Below are 17,256 nucleotides of genomic sequence, written 5' to 3'. Positions count from 1 at the left end.
GGAAAGGATACCTTGTCAGTTATAGTCATATATAGACATGAATAGTCAATGCCAGCAAAAGACATAACAAATGGCAGTCCGGCGGGAGGCCAGGATTCTCCCCGATGTTGCTAGGATTGTGACATGTCAAGCCATGGAGATATTGACAGCTTACATTCTTGGGATAATGGTACACCAGGCTACGGATATTGTAACAGCTTATGTTATTGGAATAGTGATATGTCAAGCTATGAAGATAGCGGGAACTCATGTTGGCAAGATAGCGATATACGAGGAGACAGCAGGACGGGAACACTACGGCGATGAAAAGAAAAATCCCTGTTGGTCCATGTGAGACCGGCAGGGAGCGTAACAATAAAAGGAACGGGCTTCTCAGCCCCTGATGTAACCGTACTTTTTCAGGTCGTCCATGAACTGCTCCGGGGTGTCGGTTCTCACCGTCACCCCGTGCAGTTCCCTGTACCGTCCGGAGAAATTCACTATGTACTCCTCGTCGGTGCATCCGCTGTCAAACCAGCTGCCTTCACGCAGGATGCGTACAAACTCGGAAGGGCCGGAGGCGGCAATCCTGCCGCCATCCGCTAAAATATATATGCCTGTTCATGTCGATATTTTTTTAGTCCTTAAATTTATAATATAGTTTCTGTTCACTGTCGAGGAAGGGGATGTTCTGGAGCGCGGTGGCCACAGGCACCTGTCCCCTCGTGGCAAAGGTAACTAATTTGTGGAGAAACAGTACCCAGTTGCGCATTTTTGTGAAGCAGGTCGTTCCGGAATGCTGGCGGAACTCGATCGTCTTGTGCCGTGAGTAGGCCTCGAGGTCCACCTTATGGTAACGGTCACCGATCCTTCCTTTCAGCTCGTCCACCATCCGGGCGGAACGTATCATCCCGTCAGAGACATGACCCAGGCCACGGCAATAGTAGTTGTCCCTGCGGGATGCCGGTATGAACCTGTCGATGACCGGTTCCAGGTGCTTGTAGCTCAGGGACAGGTTACGCCAGGTTTCCATGCTGAAACCGGCGGCATCGATATGTACATGAAGCCCGCAGCTCCCGTTCACCTTCACGTCACACAGGTCAAGCACCCAGCAGCCCTTCTCCAGTTCCTGTAACCCGGCTTCACCGACCAGGATCGGACTGACCAGTTCAAAGGTGTCGTTGCCGTTCAGACTGCCGTCCGTCACGAGTTTCCAATGCGGACGGGTGGTATGGTTATAACTTTCCACCATAACCTCGATACCGGCCTCCCTGAGCTCGCGTGCGAGCCGTTCACGGGAGCAGTTGTAAGCCTCGATCTCGATACCGAACTTGCGGGTGAAAGTATAATCCAGTGCAGCTGTCGCCGGATGGATATTCAGACCGCCCTCACGTTCATTCATCCGGCGCAGGGCGTTCACGACAAAACCGTAATTACCGTTGGTCACCATCCTTGCGATTTCCGCACGGGGAATCCCTAAAAGATACAGTTGCCGGATCTTGCTCGTTTTTGTTGTCTCTTGTGCTAAAATGCTTCTAACTTGCTTGTTCATAACTTGTTAGCTTCTTTATTTACTCTACTAAGATAATGCTTTTATAGGAGAAACTATAATCATAAGAACTTTATTATCACTGCATTAGCTTACTTTGTTTTAGACTAAAAGTCCTTATTGGGGGGATCCTTATCTTATCCGCTGCAAGTCCCGGATGACAAAAGGCGGCAATATATCGGAATAGTCAGATAACGATATATCATGATATGGCTGACCGCATAAGATGTGACATCGAAATAGGAATAGACGGGGATATGTTGATAGCGGTATAACGGGTTAGCCGGATAGCGATATATCATGATATGGCGAACCACATAGGGGGTGACATCGAAATAGAGATAACTAAAGCTATGCCGATAGTGGTATAGCGGACTAAAGACTACAGAAGAGATTCTCGAAAATCAATGAATTATGCTGTCAATCAATGATATTTCAATTTCCGATTCTTTTTTATATGGCTATATGGTTATAGCAGTATAGCGGGAAGACGCACGTTCTGTGGGGAAATATTCCCCTTCAGAAGATCGGAAATGCAGAAAAACCGGCGGAAACCGTATGCGTTTTTCCCCTGACAAAAGGCTTTATAGCACTATATGGATATAGCGTAATATTCAAATCGTTGTCCCCATTAGGGGACAGCAAGTTGTGTTTTCGTTTAACGAAAACCGAATGGTTTAACAGCATATTTCGCTGCCAAACCATTATTCAGTTCATGCTCCTAAGTCGCACAGAATCATAAAACCGATATCTGTCTTTGGACTATTTATCCCTACAAATTGCGCTATTAGATTCTCATACCACACGAAAAAAAAGACATCCAGAGACTTTTACAATGTATGGGATGTATACAATCGGCCAATGTTCAGTATATCGCAGCAGACACTCAATCCATACTTTAATACCATCATTCAATGCTAACACATCACCTCTATTTTTCGATCAGTCCATTCAAGTATTATAACATAGATTATAGTAATGGACTGTAAGACCATTGCTGAAGACAAGAACAAGATTTTTTATACCTATTTCAATACTCTGGACATCATCCTTGCTAATGTTTTGAACAGATTCTCCTCCATACATAATCTCAACGGAAATAAATTCTATATTACGATACTGCTTGTACCATCTCTCGAATAGAAAATAAACTACACCTTTCATCTGGCAAAACAGAACGATTGACATCAAATGGGAAACAGTTTTCCAACCACTCATGAGAAGGAGGATAACGAAATAAACCAAACACTCTACATCTATTGGCTGGGATAAATAGCTAAAAAGAAAATTTGCGAATCAAATATCATTTTATATTTTTGTTTCTCAAAATTTTTAATGAACTAAAAAGAATTAAAATGCCTGCAAAACTCACTCGTCCAGAGAATTCTTTTAATAATATTTATATGCGATATTACAAAAAGTCTTTTCTATTTGTAAAGTCGTATATACACAATGAGATGGTAGCCGAGGATATTGCATCTGAATCACTCATCAAACTGTGGCAATGGATACAGGACAACCCGGTGGAAAATATTGAACCGATGTTGCTCAGTATTTTGCGAAATAAAGCCTTAGACTACTTACGTCATGAAAGCATGAAACAACAGGTCATCACACGGATTAGTGAGAAACAAAATGAAGAGTTAGCTCTTCGCCTCTCCTCACTGGAAGACTGTAATCCAAATGAAATATTCTCGAAAGAAGTTATGGATATTGTGCAAAGAACATTGCAATCATTACCTGAACAAACCTCCCGTATATTTACTCTCAGCCGATTTGGAAATAAAACAAATCGGGAAATTGCCTGCGAATTAAATATTTCAATCAAAGATGTGGAATATCATATATCCAAATCACTTAAGGCTCTTAGAAAAACGCTAAAAGATTACCTGCCTTTATTTTATTTCTTTTTTTACCATATGTAACACCGATTACTACGCACGTTCCTTTATCTTTTGAAAAAAATATTCTTTTTCGTTTAGGGTAAACCGAAGATGAATCGTTATATAAATGAAAACGATAAAAAGATGGATGAACTATTACAAAAATATATAGCAGGAAATGCCTCTGAAAAAGAGTCACAGAGGATAATGGAGTGGCTGCGCGAAGATGAACAGCATCTTAGAGAATATAAGCGGCAACGTAAATTGTATGACATTACGTTATGGCAGACTAAAAGTCCCGTTGATATACAACAAGAGAAGAAAGATCCGCTGAGGAGGGTTCTCGATGTTATTGTACGGATAGCGGCTGTCATTGTTTTTACTGTGGCAACCACTTATTTTTACACTCACCACGTTTTACAAGACAAGGAGGAGAATATGCAAACGGTAGTTGTTCCGGCAGGCCAGCATGCCGAATTATACCTGGCTGATGGAACGCATGTATGGCTGAATTCCGGTAGCCGGTTGACTTTTCCGGGACGGTTTTCTAAAAAGGTACGTCATGTAGAATTAGATGGTGAAGGATATTTTAAAGTCAGTTCTAATATAAAACAACCTTTTATTGTTGGAACTAACCGATGCAATATCCGGGTGCTGGGGACAGAATTCAATGTGCTGGCCTATGAGAAAGATAGTATATGGGAAACAGCCTTATTGGAAGGTGCTGTAGAAATTCTGCAAAAGAAAAGTGAAGTATCTCTCATGAAACTGAAACCAGGTGACATGGCCAGACTAAGTAAAAACCAACTTACTAAAGAAAAGATACATACAACAGACTATTTTCGTTGGAAAGAAGGGCTTATTTGTTTCAACGATATCTCCCTACGCGATATAATGGAGAAATTAAAACTCTATTATGATGTGAATTTTGTCATTAACAATCAACAGATTCTTGATGCGCACTATACCGGAAAATTCCGGACCCATGATGGGATTGAACATGTAATACGTGTGCTTGCCCTCAATAATAAATTTACCTATATTAAAGATAACGAGAGCAATACGATAACCATTAATTAACTTTTTAATATTTCTAATGCCTATGAAACAATAAAGAAACATTTAAAAAAGAAAAGGGGACAGTGCTGCAACACCATCCCACATTTTCCATCAGTTTATACCAACTGACAAAATAGTTCTAGATCAAGTTAAACCTAATAAACTAATATGTTGCGAAAATATGAAAAATTCTCTATACCAGGAATTATTTATAGAAAATAAACAGTTATTCCGTATTATGAAAATTATTGTTTACGTCTGTTTCTTATGTGTAGGAAATCTTCTAGCTATAGGAAGCTATGCGCAGACAGCTCATGTTACGATTGTTTCCAACCATATAACAATCGGACAAGTGATTAATGAAATAGAGAAACAAACGGACTATCTGTTTGTATTCAACGTAAAAGATATCAATATCAAACGTAATGTCAAAGTGAATGCGAAAGATAAAGCCGTTAATGAGGTTTTGAATGATATATTCAAGGATACAGGCATTCGCCATGCTATAGAAGGTAAAAACATCATGCTCATTAACTCTACGGATAAGGAAAAGGGTGCGCAGCAAAAAGATTTTTTAGTTACGGGGATAGTAAAAGATGAAAATGGTGAGCCTATTATCGGAGCAAATATTCAAGTCGTAGGAAAATCGGCAGGCACAATTACGGATATGAACGGACGTTTCAGTATCAGTGCCTCTGCCAATTCTACATTGCAAATAACCTATATTGGCTACCAAACGCAGACTGTCAATATCGGCGAGCAGAGGAATATTAACATTATTCTACAGGAAGACAATGCGCAATTGGATGAGGTAGTCGTAGTGGGGTATGGTACGATGAAGAAGAAAGATCTCACCGGTTCGGTAACAGCTGTTAAAGGAGACGAACTTGCTGCCCGTCGTACCACCCAACTTTCCACAGCTTTGCAAGGCGCGCTTTCCGGAGTAATGGTCAGTCGTGACAATGGAGCTCCCGGTAGTAGTGCTTCTATCCAGATACGTGGTGTAACAACTATTGGTGATTCCAGTCCGTTGGTGATTATTGACGGAATTCCGGGTGATATCAACTCCGTAAATCCTGAAGACGTAGAAAGTATGTCCGTATTGAAGGATGCTGCTTCGGCTTCGATCTACGGTTCACGTGCCGCAGCCGGTGTAATTGTCATCACGACCAAACGTGCCAAGAGCGGTGATGTGGCTTTGAGTTACAACTTTGAGTACGGGTGGGAAATACCGACTAAGTTGCCGACCTATGTAGGAGCCCAGCGTTACATGGAAATGGTAAATGAAACACGCTATAACGATAATCCAGACGGTGGATGGTACCAAACATATACGGAAGATGAAATTACCAACTGGAGCATAAATAATGCGACTAATCCGGACAAATATCCTATGACGGATTGGGGAGATATTCTGTTGAAAAGCTCCGCACCCCGGCAGACACATACTCTAAGCATTGTTGGTGGGGGTAAGATTATTCGTACAAAAGCCTCTTTCCGCTATGACAAAACGGACGGCCTCTATGTAAACAAGGAATATGACCGTTTTATGGTACGCGTGAATAATGATTTCAATATAAATAAATATATTTCCGCAAATCTGGATTTGAACTTTTCCCGTTCTAAAGCTCTCTCGCCTAATTCCAACCCCATGGGGGCAGGTGGACGAAACATTCCGCCAATTTATGCTGCTACATGGACCAATGGCTTATGGGGTGATGTGAAAGATGGAGAAAATATGCTGGCCAAAATTACAGATGGCGGCACTTTTACCAACTGGGGAACCAATATTGGCGGTAAACTCGGTATTGACATAACTCCTGTCAATGGGCTGAAAATATCAGCAGCCGTGGCGCCCAATTTCAATAATGTAAAGAAGAAAACTTTTGTCAAACAGATTCCATACACCCGTTCAGAAGATCCGAATACCACTGTTGGTTACATGGGAGGTTATCGCACTACCAATTTGACGGAAAATCGTAATGACAGCCATGATATAACAACACAGTTCTTTGCCAACTATGCCAAGACACTGGGGCGCCATGATTTCTCTGTCATGATCGGTTACGAGGATTATTATGCTTTCTGGGAAAACCTGGATGCATCCAGAGACCAGTACCAGTTGACAAGCTATCCTTACCTGGACCTCGGTTCGGAGGATTATCGGGATAATGGTGGCAATGCGGAAGAATATGCTTACCGCTCATTATTCGGACGCATGACCTATAGCTATGCAGACCGCTATCTTATCCAAGCAAATCTCCGCCGGGATGGTTCTTCACGTTTTGCATCCAATTGTCGTTGGGCCAATTTTCCTTCCGTGTCACTTGGTTGGGTAATTTCTGAAGAGAAGTTTTTCAAGAATATAAATATGGATTGGTTTTCTTACCTGAAATTGAGAGGCTCTTGGGGAAAACTGGGAAACGAACGTATCGGGGCTTATGACGATGACGGTAACTTTATTTATAATTATTACCCTTACCAGGCTGCAATTGATTACAGCACTGCACTATTTCAGAATTCACAGGGGATTGTTTCTTCCGTGACTACGGCCGCACAGCAGAAGTATGCCGTACGAGATATTTCATGGGAAACAACAGAAAGCTGGGATATCGGTTTAGATGCTAATTTTCTGGATAACCGTCTGCACTTCTCCGCTGACTATTATAGAAAAAATACGAAGGACATGTTGCTGGCACTGGAAATTCCACACTTCATCGGCTACGACAACCCGGAAGTCAATGCCGGAAACATGCACACTACCGGCTATGATATTGAAGTTGGCTGGAGGGACAAAGTCGGTGATTTCACTTACTCCATTTCCGCTAATCTGTCAGATTTTACCTCCAAAATGGGAAACCTGAATGGTACACAGTTCCTAGGCAATCAGGTAAAAATGGAAGGAAGTGAATATAACGAATGGTATGGTTACGTAAGCGATGGCTTGTTCCTGACTCAGGAAGACGTGGACAAGTCGCCCAAACTGAACAACAGCGTCAAAGTGGGTGATATTAAGTACAAGGATATTTCCGGACCGGACGGTGTCCCCGACGGAGTTATCTCACCTGAGTATGACCGTGTACTTTTGGGCGGTTCCCTGCCTCACTATATGTTTGGACTCACTTTCAATGCTGCCTATAAAGGCTGGGACTTTGGATTGACACTACAAGGTGTTGGAAGTCAGAAATCTCAAATCAGTGCTGCAATGATTGAAGGGCTTCGAGACAACTGGCTCAATTTCCCTACTATTCTTGACGGCAATTATTGGAGTCCGAAAAATACGGATGAGCAGAATGCGACAGCCAAATATCCGCGCCTGACTCGCACCAATCGGGATGCTAATTTCTGTATGTCTGATTATTGGCTTTACAACGGTCGGTACATTCGTTTAAAAAATCTCTCTGTCGGTTATACGCTCCCCAAAGCATGGACTACGAAGGCGTGTATGAATACAGTCCGTCTTTATGTAAGCGGAAGTGACCTGTTTACCATCAGTAATGCCCCCAAAGGATGGGATCCGGAAGTAAGTACAGAAGGGTATCCTATTACCACCTCTCTAATATTTGGTGTTTCTATTAATTTCTAGCCATAAAAAACATGAAAAAGTTACTCTTATATATCGGGGCAGGAATACTCTTACTCTCTGCCTGCCATGATCTCAATTTAAATCCATTGTCAAGCGGTTCTACTGAAAACTGGTATTCCACGGAAACTGAAGTGCAGATGGCCGTTGATGAGTTATATCGATATGACTTCTGGCCGGAAGACGGACAACAACAGACCGACTGGTCGGACGACTATACTTCACGCGATCTCCTGACCTCTTTTGATGACGGAACTCTAAATGGACAAAATGCTTGGGTTACCAGTTTATGGGGCAATCAGTACAAAGCTATTTCACGTGCCAATGCAGTTATTGAGAAATCGCATCGTGCTATCGAAAATGGCGCATCTGCCACTACTATTAACCGCCTGATTGCCGAAGCCAAATTCCATAGAGCTGCCGCTTATGCCAAACTGATTGTAAAGTTCGGTGACTTACCATTGGTATTAACCGATGTAAGTACAGAAGAAGGGTTGACAATGGGACGTACGGATAAATCCATCGTATTGGCACAAATCTATAAAGATTTTGATGATGCAATTAGTGTGCTTCCAACTTCCTATACTGACCAACAGCGAGCCACCCAAGGTGCTGCACTGGCACTAAAAGCCCGGGTTGCCTTGATTATGGAAGATTGGGAAACAGCGGCCGATGCAGCCAAGGCGGTTATGGACTTGAATATTTATGAATTGCATCCCGATTTTGGCAATCTTTTTTTGTCTACTACAAAAAACTCGAATGAATTTATTTTCAAAATTCCACGTGATGCTACATATGACATTTATCTGGGAACAGGAAACGGAGGAGTTAACCAGGTATACAATGATCTACCCCGTAACGTAGGAGGATGGACGCAGACCTGTCCGTCATGGGAGTTACTAGCTGCATTCACCTGTACCGACGGTCTGCTTATTAACGAATCACCACTCTTCGATCCGCATGAACCATTTGCAAATCGTGACCCACGTTTAGCAGAAACCATTGTACCATTTGGTTCCAACCACCTCGGTTATGAATACAACCCACACCCGGAGGCACTGACGTGTATGAACTATAATACGGGTGAAATCGTGACAAATTATGATACACGTGCCAATGCCCAATATGCTTCTTTCGATGGTCTGGTGTGGAAAAAAGGGATAGACGAAACATGGCTTCAGAATGGTTTCAAGGTAGACCAGGATATTATCTATTGTCGTTATGCCGAAATATTGTTGACATATGCCGAGGCGAAAATCGAATTAAATGAGATAGATAACTCCGTATTGGATGCACTGAATGAGGTTCGGGCGCGTGCTTATGGTGTGGACAAGTCCGATAAGGCAAGTTATCCGGCTTTCACTTCTAACGACCAGTCCACACTTCGCCACCAGCTACGTGTAGAACGTCGTATGGAAATGGCAAAGGAACACATGCGATATACGGATATCATCCGTTGGAAACTGGCCGAAAAGGTTATGAATCGCAAGACATATGGTATCCTTTATCCGGCCTCACTATGTATCGAACGGGTAACCAGTCAGGGAGATTGGTTTTGGGCTTTCACACCGGAAATGGACGAGGATGGTTGTGCAGATTTCTCCAAATTGGAAGAAGCGGGTAAATGTCAGGCACTTGCTGTACGTAGTTGGAACGATCGCCAATATTTGTGGCCTATCCCTACTACGGAACTTCAGATCAACGAGAACTTAAAACAAAATCCCGGCTATTAAATGCAGGAAAGTTGTTGATAGTCCGGGAAAAGGTAACTCCTTAATTATTCACCCTTTTATTTTTCTAACTTTATGATTGGAAAGAGCTATATTTTTCACCTTTTTCTATTTCTTCTCATATTACCAGACAGTATTTATTCTCAAGATAATATTTGTCTGATCCCGCAAGTTGAAAGCATGGTCCGGAAAAAAGGTACGCTATCCATCGAACGTCTGGAAAGCATCCATTTCCCGGACGAATGGAAAAATACAGGAAACCTCCTTGTCAGCGATCTGAAAGAACTGGCAAATTTGTCTGTCATGGTGAATGCCTCAAATCCTTCCATTCATGTAAAAAAGGTGAAAATGCAGGAGCCGGAAATGTACATGCTGGAAATTACAAAGCAGGGGATCATCATAGAAGCAGGTGACCAGACAGGTATGATTCATGCTTTTTCCACTCTTTTACAATTGATTCTGGGAAGTGAGGGAAAAGAGTTACCCCGGCTCATAATCCACGACAAACCCCGTTTTAGTTACAGGGGAGTCATGATAGATTGTAGCCGCCATTTCTGGACTATCGAACAACTTAAAAAGTATACCAAACAATTGGCCTTTTTTAAACTTAACACTTTACATCTGCACTTGACAGACAATCAAGGCTGGCGTCTGTATCTGGACCAATATCCGGATTTAGCGTTCAAAGGTACGTACTACCGGACATTCGAGGATCTATCGGGACATTATTATCGTAAAAGCGAGTTGCAGGAATTGATCAACTATGCCGCCATGTACGGCATAGAGATCATTCCGGAGATTGACCTTCCGGGACACTGTCTGGCCTTGCTTGCAGCCCTTCCCCAACTGTCATGTAAAGGCGGAAAATTTGAAGCCTATCCAGAGGAACTGGACGGACAAAAACGGAAGAGAGCAGATGAGAATATGCTGTGTATAGGAAATCCTGAAACCTATAGGTTTGTGGAAAAACTGGTAGCAGAACTCACTGATCTCTTCCCTTCATCATTCATACATCTGGGAGGAGATGAAGTGTCGACACATCTATGGGAACAATGTCCGAAATGCCAAAAGATTTACAAACAAGAGAATATGACTTCATGGCACGAGTTACAGGACTATTTTACGAAACGAGTTAGTGAAATTGTACGTTCCAAGGGAAAAAGGATGATAGGTTGGGATGAAATAAATGACCGTAATGCCGCTGACATCAGTGACGTGATCATGATCTGGCAACGTGATGGAAGAGAACAGCAACAGAAAGCTTTGAAAAGAGGGTTGTCAGTCATTATGTCTCCTAAGGATCCCTGTTACTTTGATTTCGGGTATTCACGGAATTCCACACGCAGATTGTATGAATGGGAACCAGTTGGCAAAGAATGTACGAATACTCAAGCACATCTCGTCAAGGGAGGACAGGCTAATTTGTGGACTGAATTCATTACAACCTCGGATGAGGTGGAAAGGATGTTATATCCCAGAACTTGTGCCTTGGCCGAAACCCTCTGGAACACGAAAGAAAAGAAAGAATGGGAAGGGTTCCGACAACGTATCAGCAAGTTCGGTGCTATTATGGAAAAACTGAATATCTGTTACTTCAAAGACGAGGATTGGGATAACACAGGTTTTGTTCCGCAAAGCGAACAAAGGCCCCGTCTTGTATGTCCTGCCCGTATCGATACCAATATGAAGGGAATCAAGTATTATATGCCTGAATATGCGTTTGACGGTGATATACAGACTTTCTTTGCAACCCCCTATTCCTTAAAAAAAGGAGATTATTTTACTCTTACTTTGGAAAAAAGACAAGCAGTACAGGAAATCAGAATTGTGTTTGATGTTTCAAAGGAACATCCGGAACATGTACAATTATCTGTCAGCGAGGACGGTACAATATTTAAGAAAGTAGCTGCAGATAACAAAAATGGAGAATTGTCAGCATCTTTCAGTACACTAGCCATGATTAAAGCCCTCAAAATGGAATTGACAACTCCACTGATGGCCCGGCTGACTATCAAGGAGATTATCCTTCGCTACTATGAATAAACAAGTATAAGAATAATGAAAATTGTTATGATAAAAAAAATTATATATATTTCTCTCATCTGGATGGTATTTCACGGAGCGAGTCTTCATGCTGCCAGTTTATTGGTAGAAGCAGAAAGTTTCACGGAAAAAGGAGGCTGGGTAGTGGACCAACAATTTATGGACTTGATGGGATCACCTTATTTACTGGCACACGGTCTAGGTAGTCCTGTTGAAAATGCGAGTACCAATGTACAACTTCCAGAAAATGGCACATATTATATTTTTGTACGCACCTACAACTGGACGTCTCCATGGCAGGAGGGTGAAGGGCCCGGATTGTTCGGTTTGTCAGTAAACGGAAAGAAAATCTCTTACCGGTTGGGTATTATAGGCAATCAGTGGATATGGCAGTATGCCGGGCAATATCAGGCAACAGAAAAGAATATTCACATTGTTTTGCATGACTTGAAAGGTTTTGACGGGCGGTGTGATGCTATTTATTTTACGACACGGAAAGATGATATTCCGCCATCGGATATGGCGGCTTTAAATAACTTTCGTCGTGCTAAACTTGGATTATTAGCCCCCCCAAAAACAGAATCATATGATTTAGTAGTTATAGGTGCAGGTATTGCAGGTATGAGTACAGCAGTATCTGCCGCCCGCCTGGGCTGTAAAGTCGCACTTATCAATGATCGCCCTGTAGTCGGTGGAAACAATAGTTCCGAGATTCGTGTTCATTTGGGAGGAGCTATCGAGATCGGAAAATATCCTGAACTGGGGGGGCTGCAAAAAGAGTTCGGTCCCGTCAAGGAGGGTAATGCACAACCGGCAGGCAATTATGAAGATCATAAAAAAATGGAATGGCTGCAAGCTGAAACTAATGTTTCCCTGTTTCTTAATTATCGGGCATTTTCGGTGAAGAAGGAAGAGGACCGGATCATCTCGATAACCGCTTGTCATATTGAATCCGGTGAAGAAATCGAATTTTATGGTCGTTTATTTGCTGACTGTACTGGTGATGGCACTATCGGTTATCTGGCCGGGGCAGACTATCGTATGGGCCGTGAAAGCCGTTCTGAATACGGTGAGACTATAGCTCCCGAAATAGCTGATAGCTTAGTAATGGGCACTTCTGTTCAATGGTATTCTGTGGAAGACACAAAAACATCCTATTTTCCGGAATTCCGGTACGGCATCGAATTCAATGAGGAGACCTGTGAACCTGTCACTTATGGTGAATGGACTTGGGAAACCGGAATGAATAAAAATCAGATTAATGATTCTGAACAAATACGTGACTATGGAATGTTAGTTATATATTCTAATTGGAGCTACTTGAAAAATCAATCGGAACGAAGAAAATATTATAAAAAACGTTCATTGGAATGGGTAGCCTACATTGCCGGAAAGCGGGAATCCCGGAGGCTATTGGGCGACTATGTACTGAAAGAGGATGATTTAACAAAGCACGTAGCCCATGAGGACGCATCTTTCACTACTACCTGGAGTATTGATCTGCACCGGCCCGACCCCGAGAATACCCGGTATTTCCCGGGACGGGAATTCAAAGCGACGACAGACCATGTAGTAATTTATCCCTATCCTGTTCCCTACCGATGTCTTTATTCCCGTAATATAGACAATCTGTTCATGGCAGGACGCAATATCAGTGTCACACATGTTGCCTTGGGAACCGTACGAGTTATGCGCACTACAGGTATGATGGGGGAAGTTGTAGGCATGGCAGCCTCACTATGCAAAAAATATCAAGCCACTCCCCGTGACATATACCATTATTATTTGGAGGAATTAAAATCACTCATGCAAAAGGGAGTGAATAAAAAGGGATTACCGAATAATCAACGATATAATGAAGGAGGCAGGCTAAACCAGATACCGAAGGTAAAGTAAGGATACATCTCTGTCTGCCAGATTTCCACATACGAAAGTTTAACAATTTATTAGATTAGGCATTATGATAAGAAAAATCATATTCTTAGAAATGTTATTATTGGGAATAGCTACATTCCTGTATTCGCAAGATGAAATTTCCAAAATAACAATAACTCATGGACCTTACTTGCAAAACGTGGGATCTAACGAAGCTACCATTGTATGGATAACGGATAAGCCCTCTATAGGATGGGTGGAACTGGCCTCAGATGGCAACGGCAGTTTTTACGCCAAAGAGCATCCGCGTTATTTTGACACGTCTAATGGCATCAAGAATACATCAACCATCCATGCCGTTAAAGTCAAGGGACTGACACCGGGAAAACAATATCGTTACCGTGTTTTTGCTCAGGAAGTGTTGAAACATACTGGGTATAAAATCATTTATGGAAGTTATGCTTCCACTGATGTCTATTATCGTAAACCGCTTACTTTTCATACCTGCAATCCGCAAGCGCCTGCCACCTCTTTTGTAATGGTCAACGATATACATGGGGACAACAAACTGCTGGAGGACTTAATGTCCCGTTGTAACCTTACGCAAACCGACTTTGTTCTTTTTAATGGTGATATGCTCTCTTTCATAAATAGTGAAGATCAGCTTTTCAAGGGGTTTATGGATACGGCTGTACGACTTTTCGCTTCTGAGATCCCGATGTACTACGCCCGTGGCAACCACGAAACACGGGGAGTATTTGCAACCGAAATCCAACGTTATTTTTCTCCCTGTCAGGAACATCTTTATTATGCCTTTCGACAAGGTCCTGTCTATTGTATTGTTCTGGATACGGGAGAAGATAAGCCTGATTCTGATATTGAATATGCCGGTATTACCCAATATGACCTCTACCGTACCGAACAGTCCGAATGGTTGGCCAGTATTTTGGAAAGTACCGAATATAAAGAAGCGCCTTTTAAAATAATTGTAGCTCACATTCCTCCCGCAGTTACTGAAGCTGGTCCCGATGAGGATTGGCATGGAAATGTAGAAGTAGAGCAGAAGTTTATGCCTTTATTACGCCAGGCTTATCCGGATTTAATGCTTTGTGGACACTTACATCGTTTTGTGCGTCATGATGCCACTGACAAAACGTCTTTCCCCGTAGTAGTTAATTCCAATACATCTTTGCTACGTATTTATGCCACGACCACACAGATGAAGATAGAGGTAATGGATCGAGACGGAAAAATGCTGGATGAATTTATCATAAAAAAATAAAAAGCTTTGCATTAGTACTTGGCAAGTAATTATTCGGGTGACAATTACTTCTTAATCAATGAAGCTGGTTTCTGCAGATTCTGCATGTATGAGAGGCTGATGAATTTAGGAATAACCAACATTTACGGGGTAATCCAGTCGATGTGCCTACCATGAGCAAGGAGAAGTTACGCAAGACCAATGCTGTGAATTGTAGCAAATTGGCCCACGAGTTACCTTTCGGTTCATTTGAAAAGGAATTATATTCTGGGGAGGAAACCACAAAAATACGCTCTTTATAAGACTAAGAAACCTGATTGCAAAAGACAGCATACATACCAAGAACCGTATCAAGTCTTTGCTCGTTTTTATGGTGTGGAAATATCGAGAATGTTTGCCCGATGTACCATTAGCTAGGGATATTCCTAAAATAGGAAAATTTAAGGCAACTAATTCATTGCGAGTTAGTTGCCTTTTGGAGTTTGCCCGACATGGGCATAATCTAATGGGTGTAAGTCCCCATCGCAGCCTTATATCGGCAAGCGTACAGCCGACGGCAATGGTGTCCGTAGTGATTCGGCATCTAAAGGAAGTCTTAGGCAAAGCACTGACCTGACGTACAGAAACTTGATACTAAGGCATATGAGTGTGGGTAAGTCTGCCAAACAAGATAAAGCCCTATAGCTATATGGAACACTCGGTGTAAATCAAGCAGGTATAAGTGTGAAAGATTATATTCTTAATCGGGGAGGTCTCACGGACGTGTGGAGCATGTGTTTAGATTGCCAAACACGGAGTAAAGCTTATTGTGAGAAGTCAGCAGAAGCCATAGTACTTAAGTTCTTTTTAAGGAAGGGCTGAATCGCAATAGCTATAAACACGTAACTAACTCTAAATAGGAAAGAATGCATAAAATAAGAGTCATAGAAAGTACACTTGGCTACCCTCAAAAGAATAGGATGGAATCCGAAAGCTATGAGGGAGTGCAGACCTATATGGACATGAAAGACGGCAGTTTGATAGCAGTGCAACCAAATAAAGATGACTTAATGAGTCAAATTCTTTCTCCCGACAATCTCAATCGTGCCTATCTACAAGTGGTACGAAACAAAGGGGTTGGAGGTGTTGATAGAATGGATTTTAAGCAACTGCTTCCCTATCTTCATGAACACAAATCAGAACTTATCGAGTCGATACGCATTGGAAGGTACAAACCGAATTCAGTGCGTAGGGTAGATATAGCCAAGGATAACGGGAAGAAACGGCTTATAGGCATCCCAACCGTTGTTGACCGCTTGATACAACAAGCCATCGTCCAAGTGCTATCGCCTATCTACGAACGCCAGTTCAGCCCAAGCAGTTTTGGGTTTCGCCCCGACGTAGTGCGCATGTAGCATTGCTCCAAGTGTGCTGTTATACAAGCGAAGGCTACAAATATGCTGTAGGCATAGACCTTGTTAGATTCTTTGATACGGTAAACCATAGTTTCTTACTGAGAATACTATCAAGGACAATAAATGACGGGCGTGTCATTTCTCTTATACACAAGTATCTTACAAGCGGAGTAATGATAGGTAAGCATTATGAACCAAGTATAGAGGGTACACCACAAGGCGCCCCTTTGAGCCCCTTGCTCAGCAATATCCTGCTGAACGAACTAGACAAGGAATTGGAGAGACGTGGACACTGCTTTGTACGCTATGCAGATGATAGCATGATACTGTGCAAAAGTAAGAGGTCCGCCGAACGCGTATGCTCAAGCATAACGGACTTTTCCTTCTATTTCACGAAAGGCAAATGCAGGCTGTGTGTTCACAAGACAACAAAAGAGAAATTCAAACGTAAGGTTAAATCTCTTACCAGACGTAGTAACAGCATGGGTTATGCCCAACGTAAAGAGATACTCTGGCAAACCTTTAGAGGTTGGATAGGGTATTTCAAATATGCAGACATGAGGAGTCTGCTGATTCCATTAGACCAATGGTATCGCAGACACTTGCGTATGTGTATATGGAAATGTTGGAAGAGAGTGAAGACTCGCTTTTCAAATTTGCAGAAATGTGGAATACCGAAAGGTAAGGCTTAGGAGTGGGCAAATACTCGGAAAGGGTATTGGCGTTGTACGCGTGCCTTTCTTCAGAATGCTATTGAGGACGAGTCTCTTCGGAAAGCGGGGTATCCAATGTTATCTCATCTTTATAAGCAAATACATATAGATTGCGAAACCGCCGTATGCGGAACCGTTTGTACGGTAGGGTGAGATTGTGCCACGAGAAGCATGTGCTAAATGCTTC

The 17,256-nt window shown here is 42.4% G+C and carries 9 protein-coding genes and 2 pseudogenes; 9 read left to right on the top strand and 2 right to left on the bottom strand.

Features of this window, described 5'->3' with window-relative positions; translation table 11 throughout:
• Positions 1–70 precede the first annotated feature (70 nt).
• Positions 71–334, top strand: a complete 264-nt coding sequence (locus tag KTR07_RS18895; protein WP_005681500.1) for a hypothetical protein — start codon at positions 71–73, stop codon at positions 332–334.
• A gap of 38 nt (positions 335–372) precedes the next feature.
• Here KTR07_RS18895 and KTR07_RS28790 read toward each other — a convergent pair whose 3' ends face one another.
• A complete protein-coding gene (locus KTR07_RS28790; protein WP_080714608.1) occupies positions 373–594 on the bottom strand; it encodes a hypothetical protein in 222 nt (73 codons plus the stop codon).
• 6 nt (positions 595–600) lie between these two features.
• Positions 601–1,531, bottom strand: a pseudogene (locus KTR07_RS18885) (amidoligase family protein).
• A gap of 1,352 nt (positions 1,532–2,883) precedes the next feature.
• Here KTR07_RS18885 and KTR07_RS18880 point away from each other — a divergent pair.
• From KTR07_RS18880 to KTR07_RS28470, 8 genes and pseudogenes are all read left to right on the top strand, one after another.
• Complete coding sequence (locus KTR07_RS18880) at positions 2,884–3,453, top strand: RNA polymerase sigma-70 factor (protein WP_005681497.1); 570 nt, start codon at positions 2,884–2,886, stop codon at positions 3,451–3,453.
• Positions 3,454–3,522: 69 nt separating this feature from the next.
• Positions 3,523–4,491, top strand: coding sequence for a FecR family protein (locus KTR07_RS18875; protein ID WP_005681496.1), 969 nt, complete (start codon positions 3,523–3,525; stop codon positions 4,489–4,491).
• Positions 4,492–4,651: 160 nt separating this feature from the next.
• Positions 4,652–8,056, top strand: a complete 3,405-nt coding sequence (locus tag KTR07_RS18870; protein ID WP_008765142.1) for a TonB-dependent receptor — start codon at positions 4,652–4,654, stop codon at positions 8,054–8,056.
• 11 nt (positions 8,057–8,067) lie between these two features.
• On the top strand, positions 8,068–9,786 hold the full coding sequence (locus KTR07_RS18865; RefSeq protein ID WP_005681494.1) for a RagB/SusD family nutrient uptake outer membrane protein: 1,719 nt from the start codon (positions 8,068–8,070) through the stop codon (positions 9,784–9,786).
• Between the two features lie 72 nt (positions 9,787–9,858).
• Entirely contained in the window at positions 9,859–11,826 is a 1,968-nt protein-coding gene (locus KTR07_RS18860; RefSeq protein ID WP_005681493.1) for a beta-N-acetylhexosaminidase, read from the top strand.
• A gap of 27 nt (positions 11,827–11,853) precedes the next feature.
• Positions 11,854–13,722 carry an FAD-dependent oxidoreductase gene (locus tag KTR07_RS18855; protein ID WP_005681492.1) on the top strand — a complete coding sequence of 623 codons (1,869 nt, stop codon included), beginning with the start codon at positions 11,854–11,856 and terminating at the stop codon, positions 13,720–13,722.
• 91 nt (positions 13,723–13,813) lie between these two features.
• Positions 13,814–14,983, top strand: coding sequence for a metallophosphoesterase (locus tag KTR07_RS18850; protein WP_005681491.1), 1,170 nt, complete (start codon positions 13,814–13,816; stop codon positions 14,981–14,983).
• Positions 14,984–15,867: 884 nt separating this feature from the next.
• Positions 15,868–17,222: pseudogene (locus KTR07_RS28470) on the top strand (reverse transcriptase domain-containing protein).
• Positions 17,223–17,256: the final 34 nt, after the last annotated feature.

Origin of the sequence: Bacteroides sp. MSK.20.82, from assembly GCF_019052485.1 — a bacterium.
GTDB lineage: Bacteria > Bacteroidota > Bacteroidia > Bacteroidales > Bacteroidaceae > Bacteroides > Bacteroides thetaiotaomicron.
Note: the sequence above shows the minus strand (reverse complement) of the source record. Positions and strands in the feature narration are given on the sequence as shown.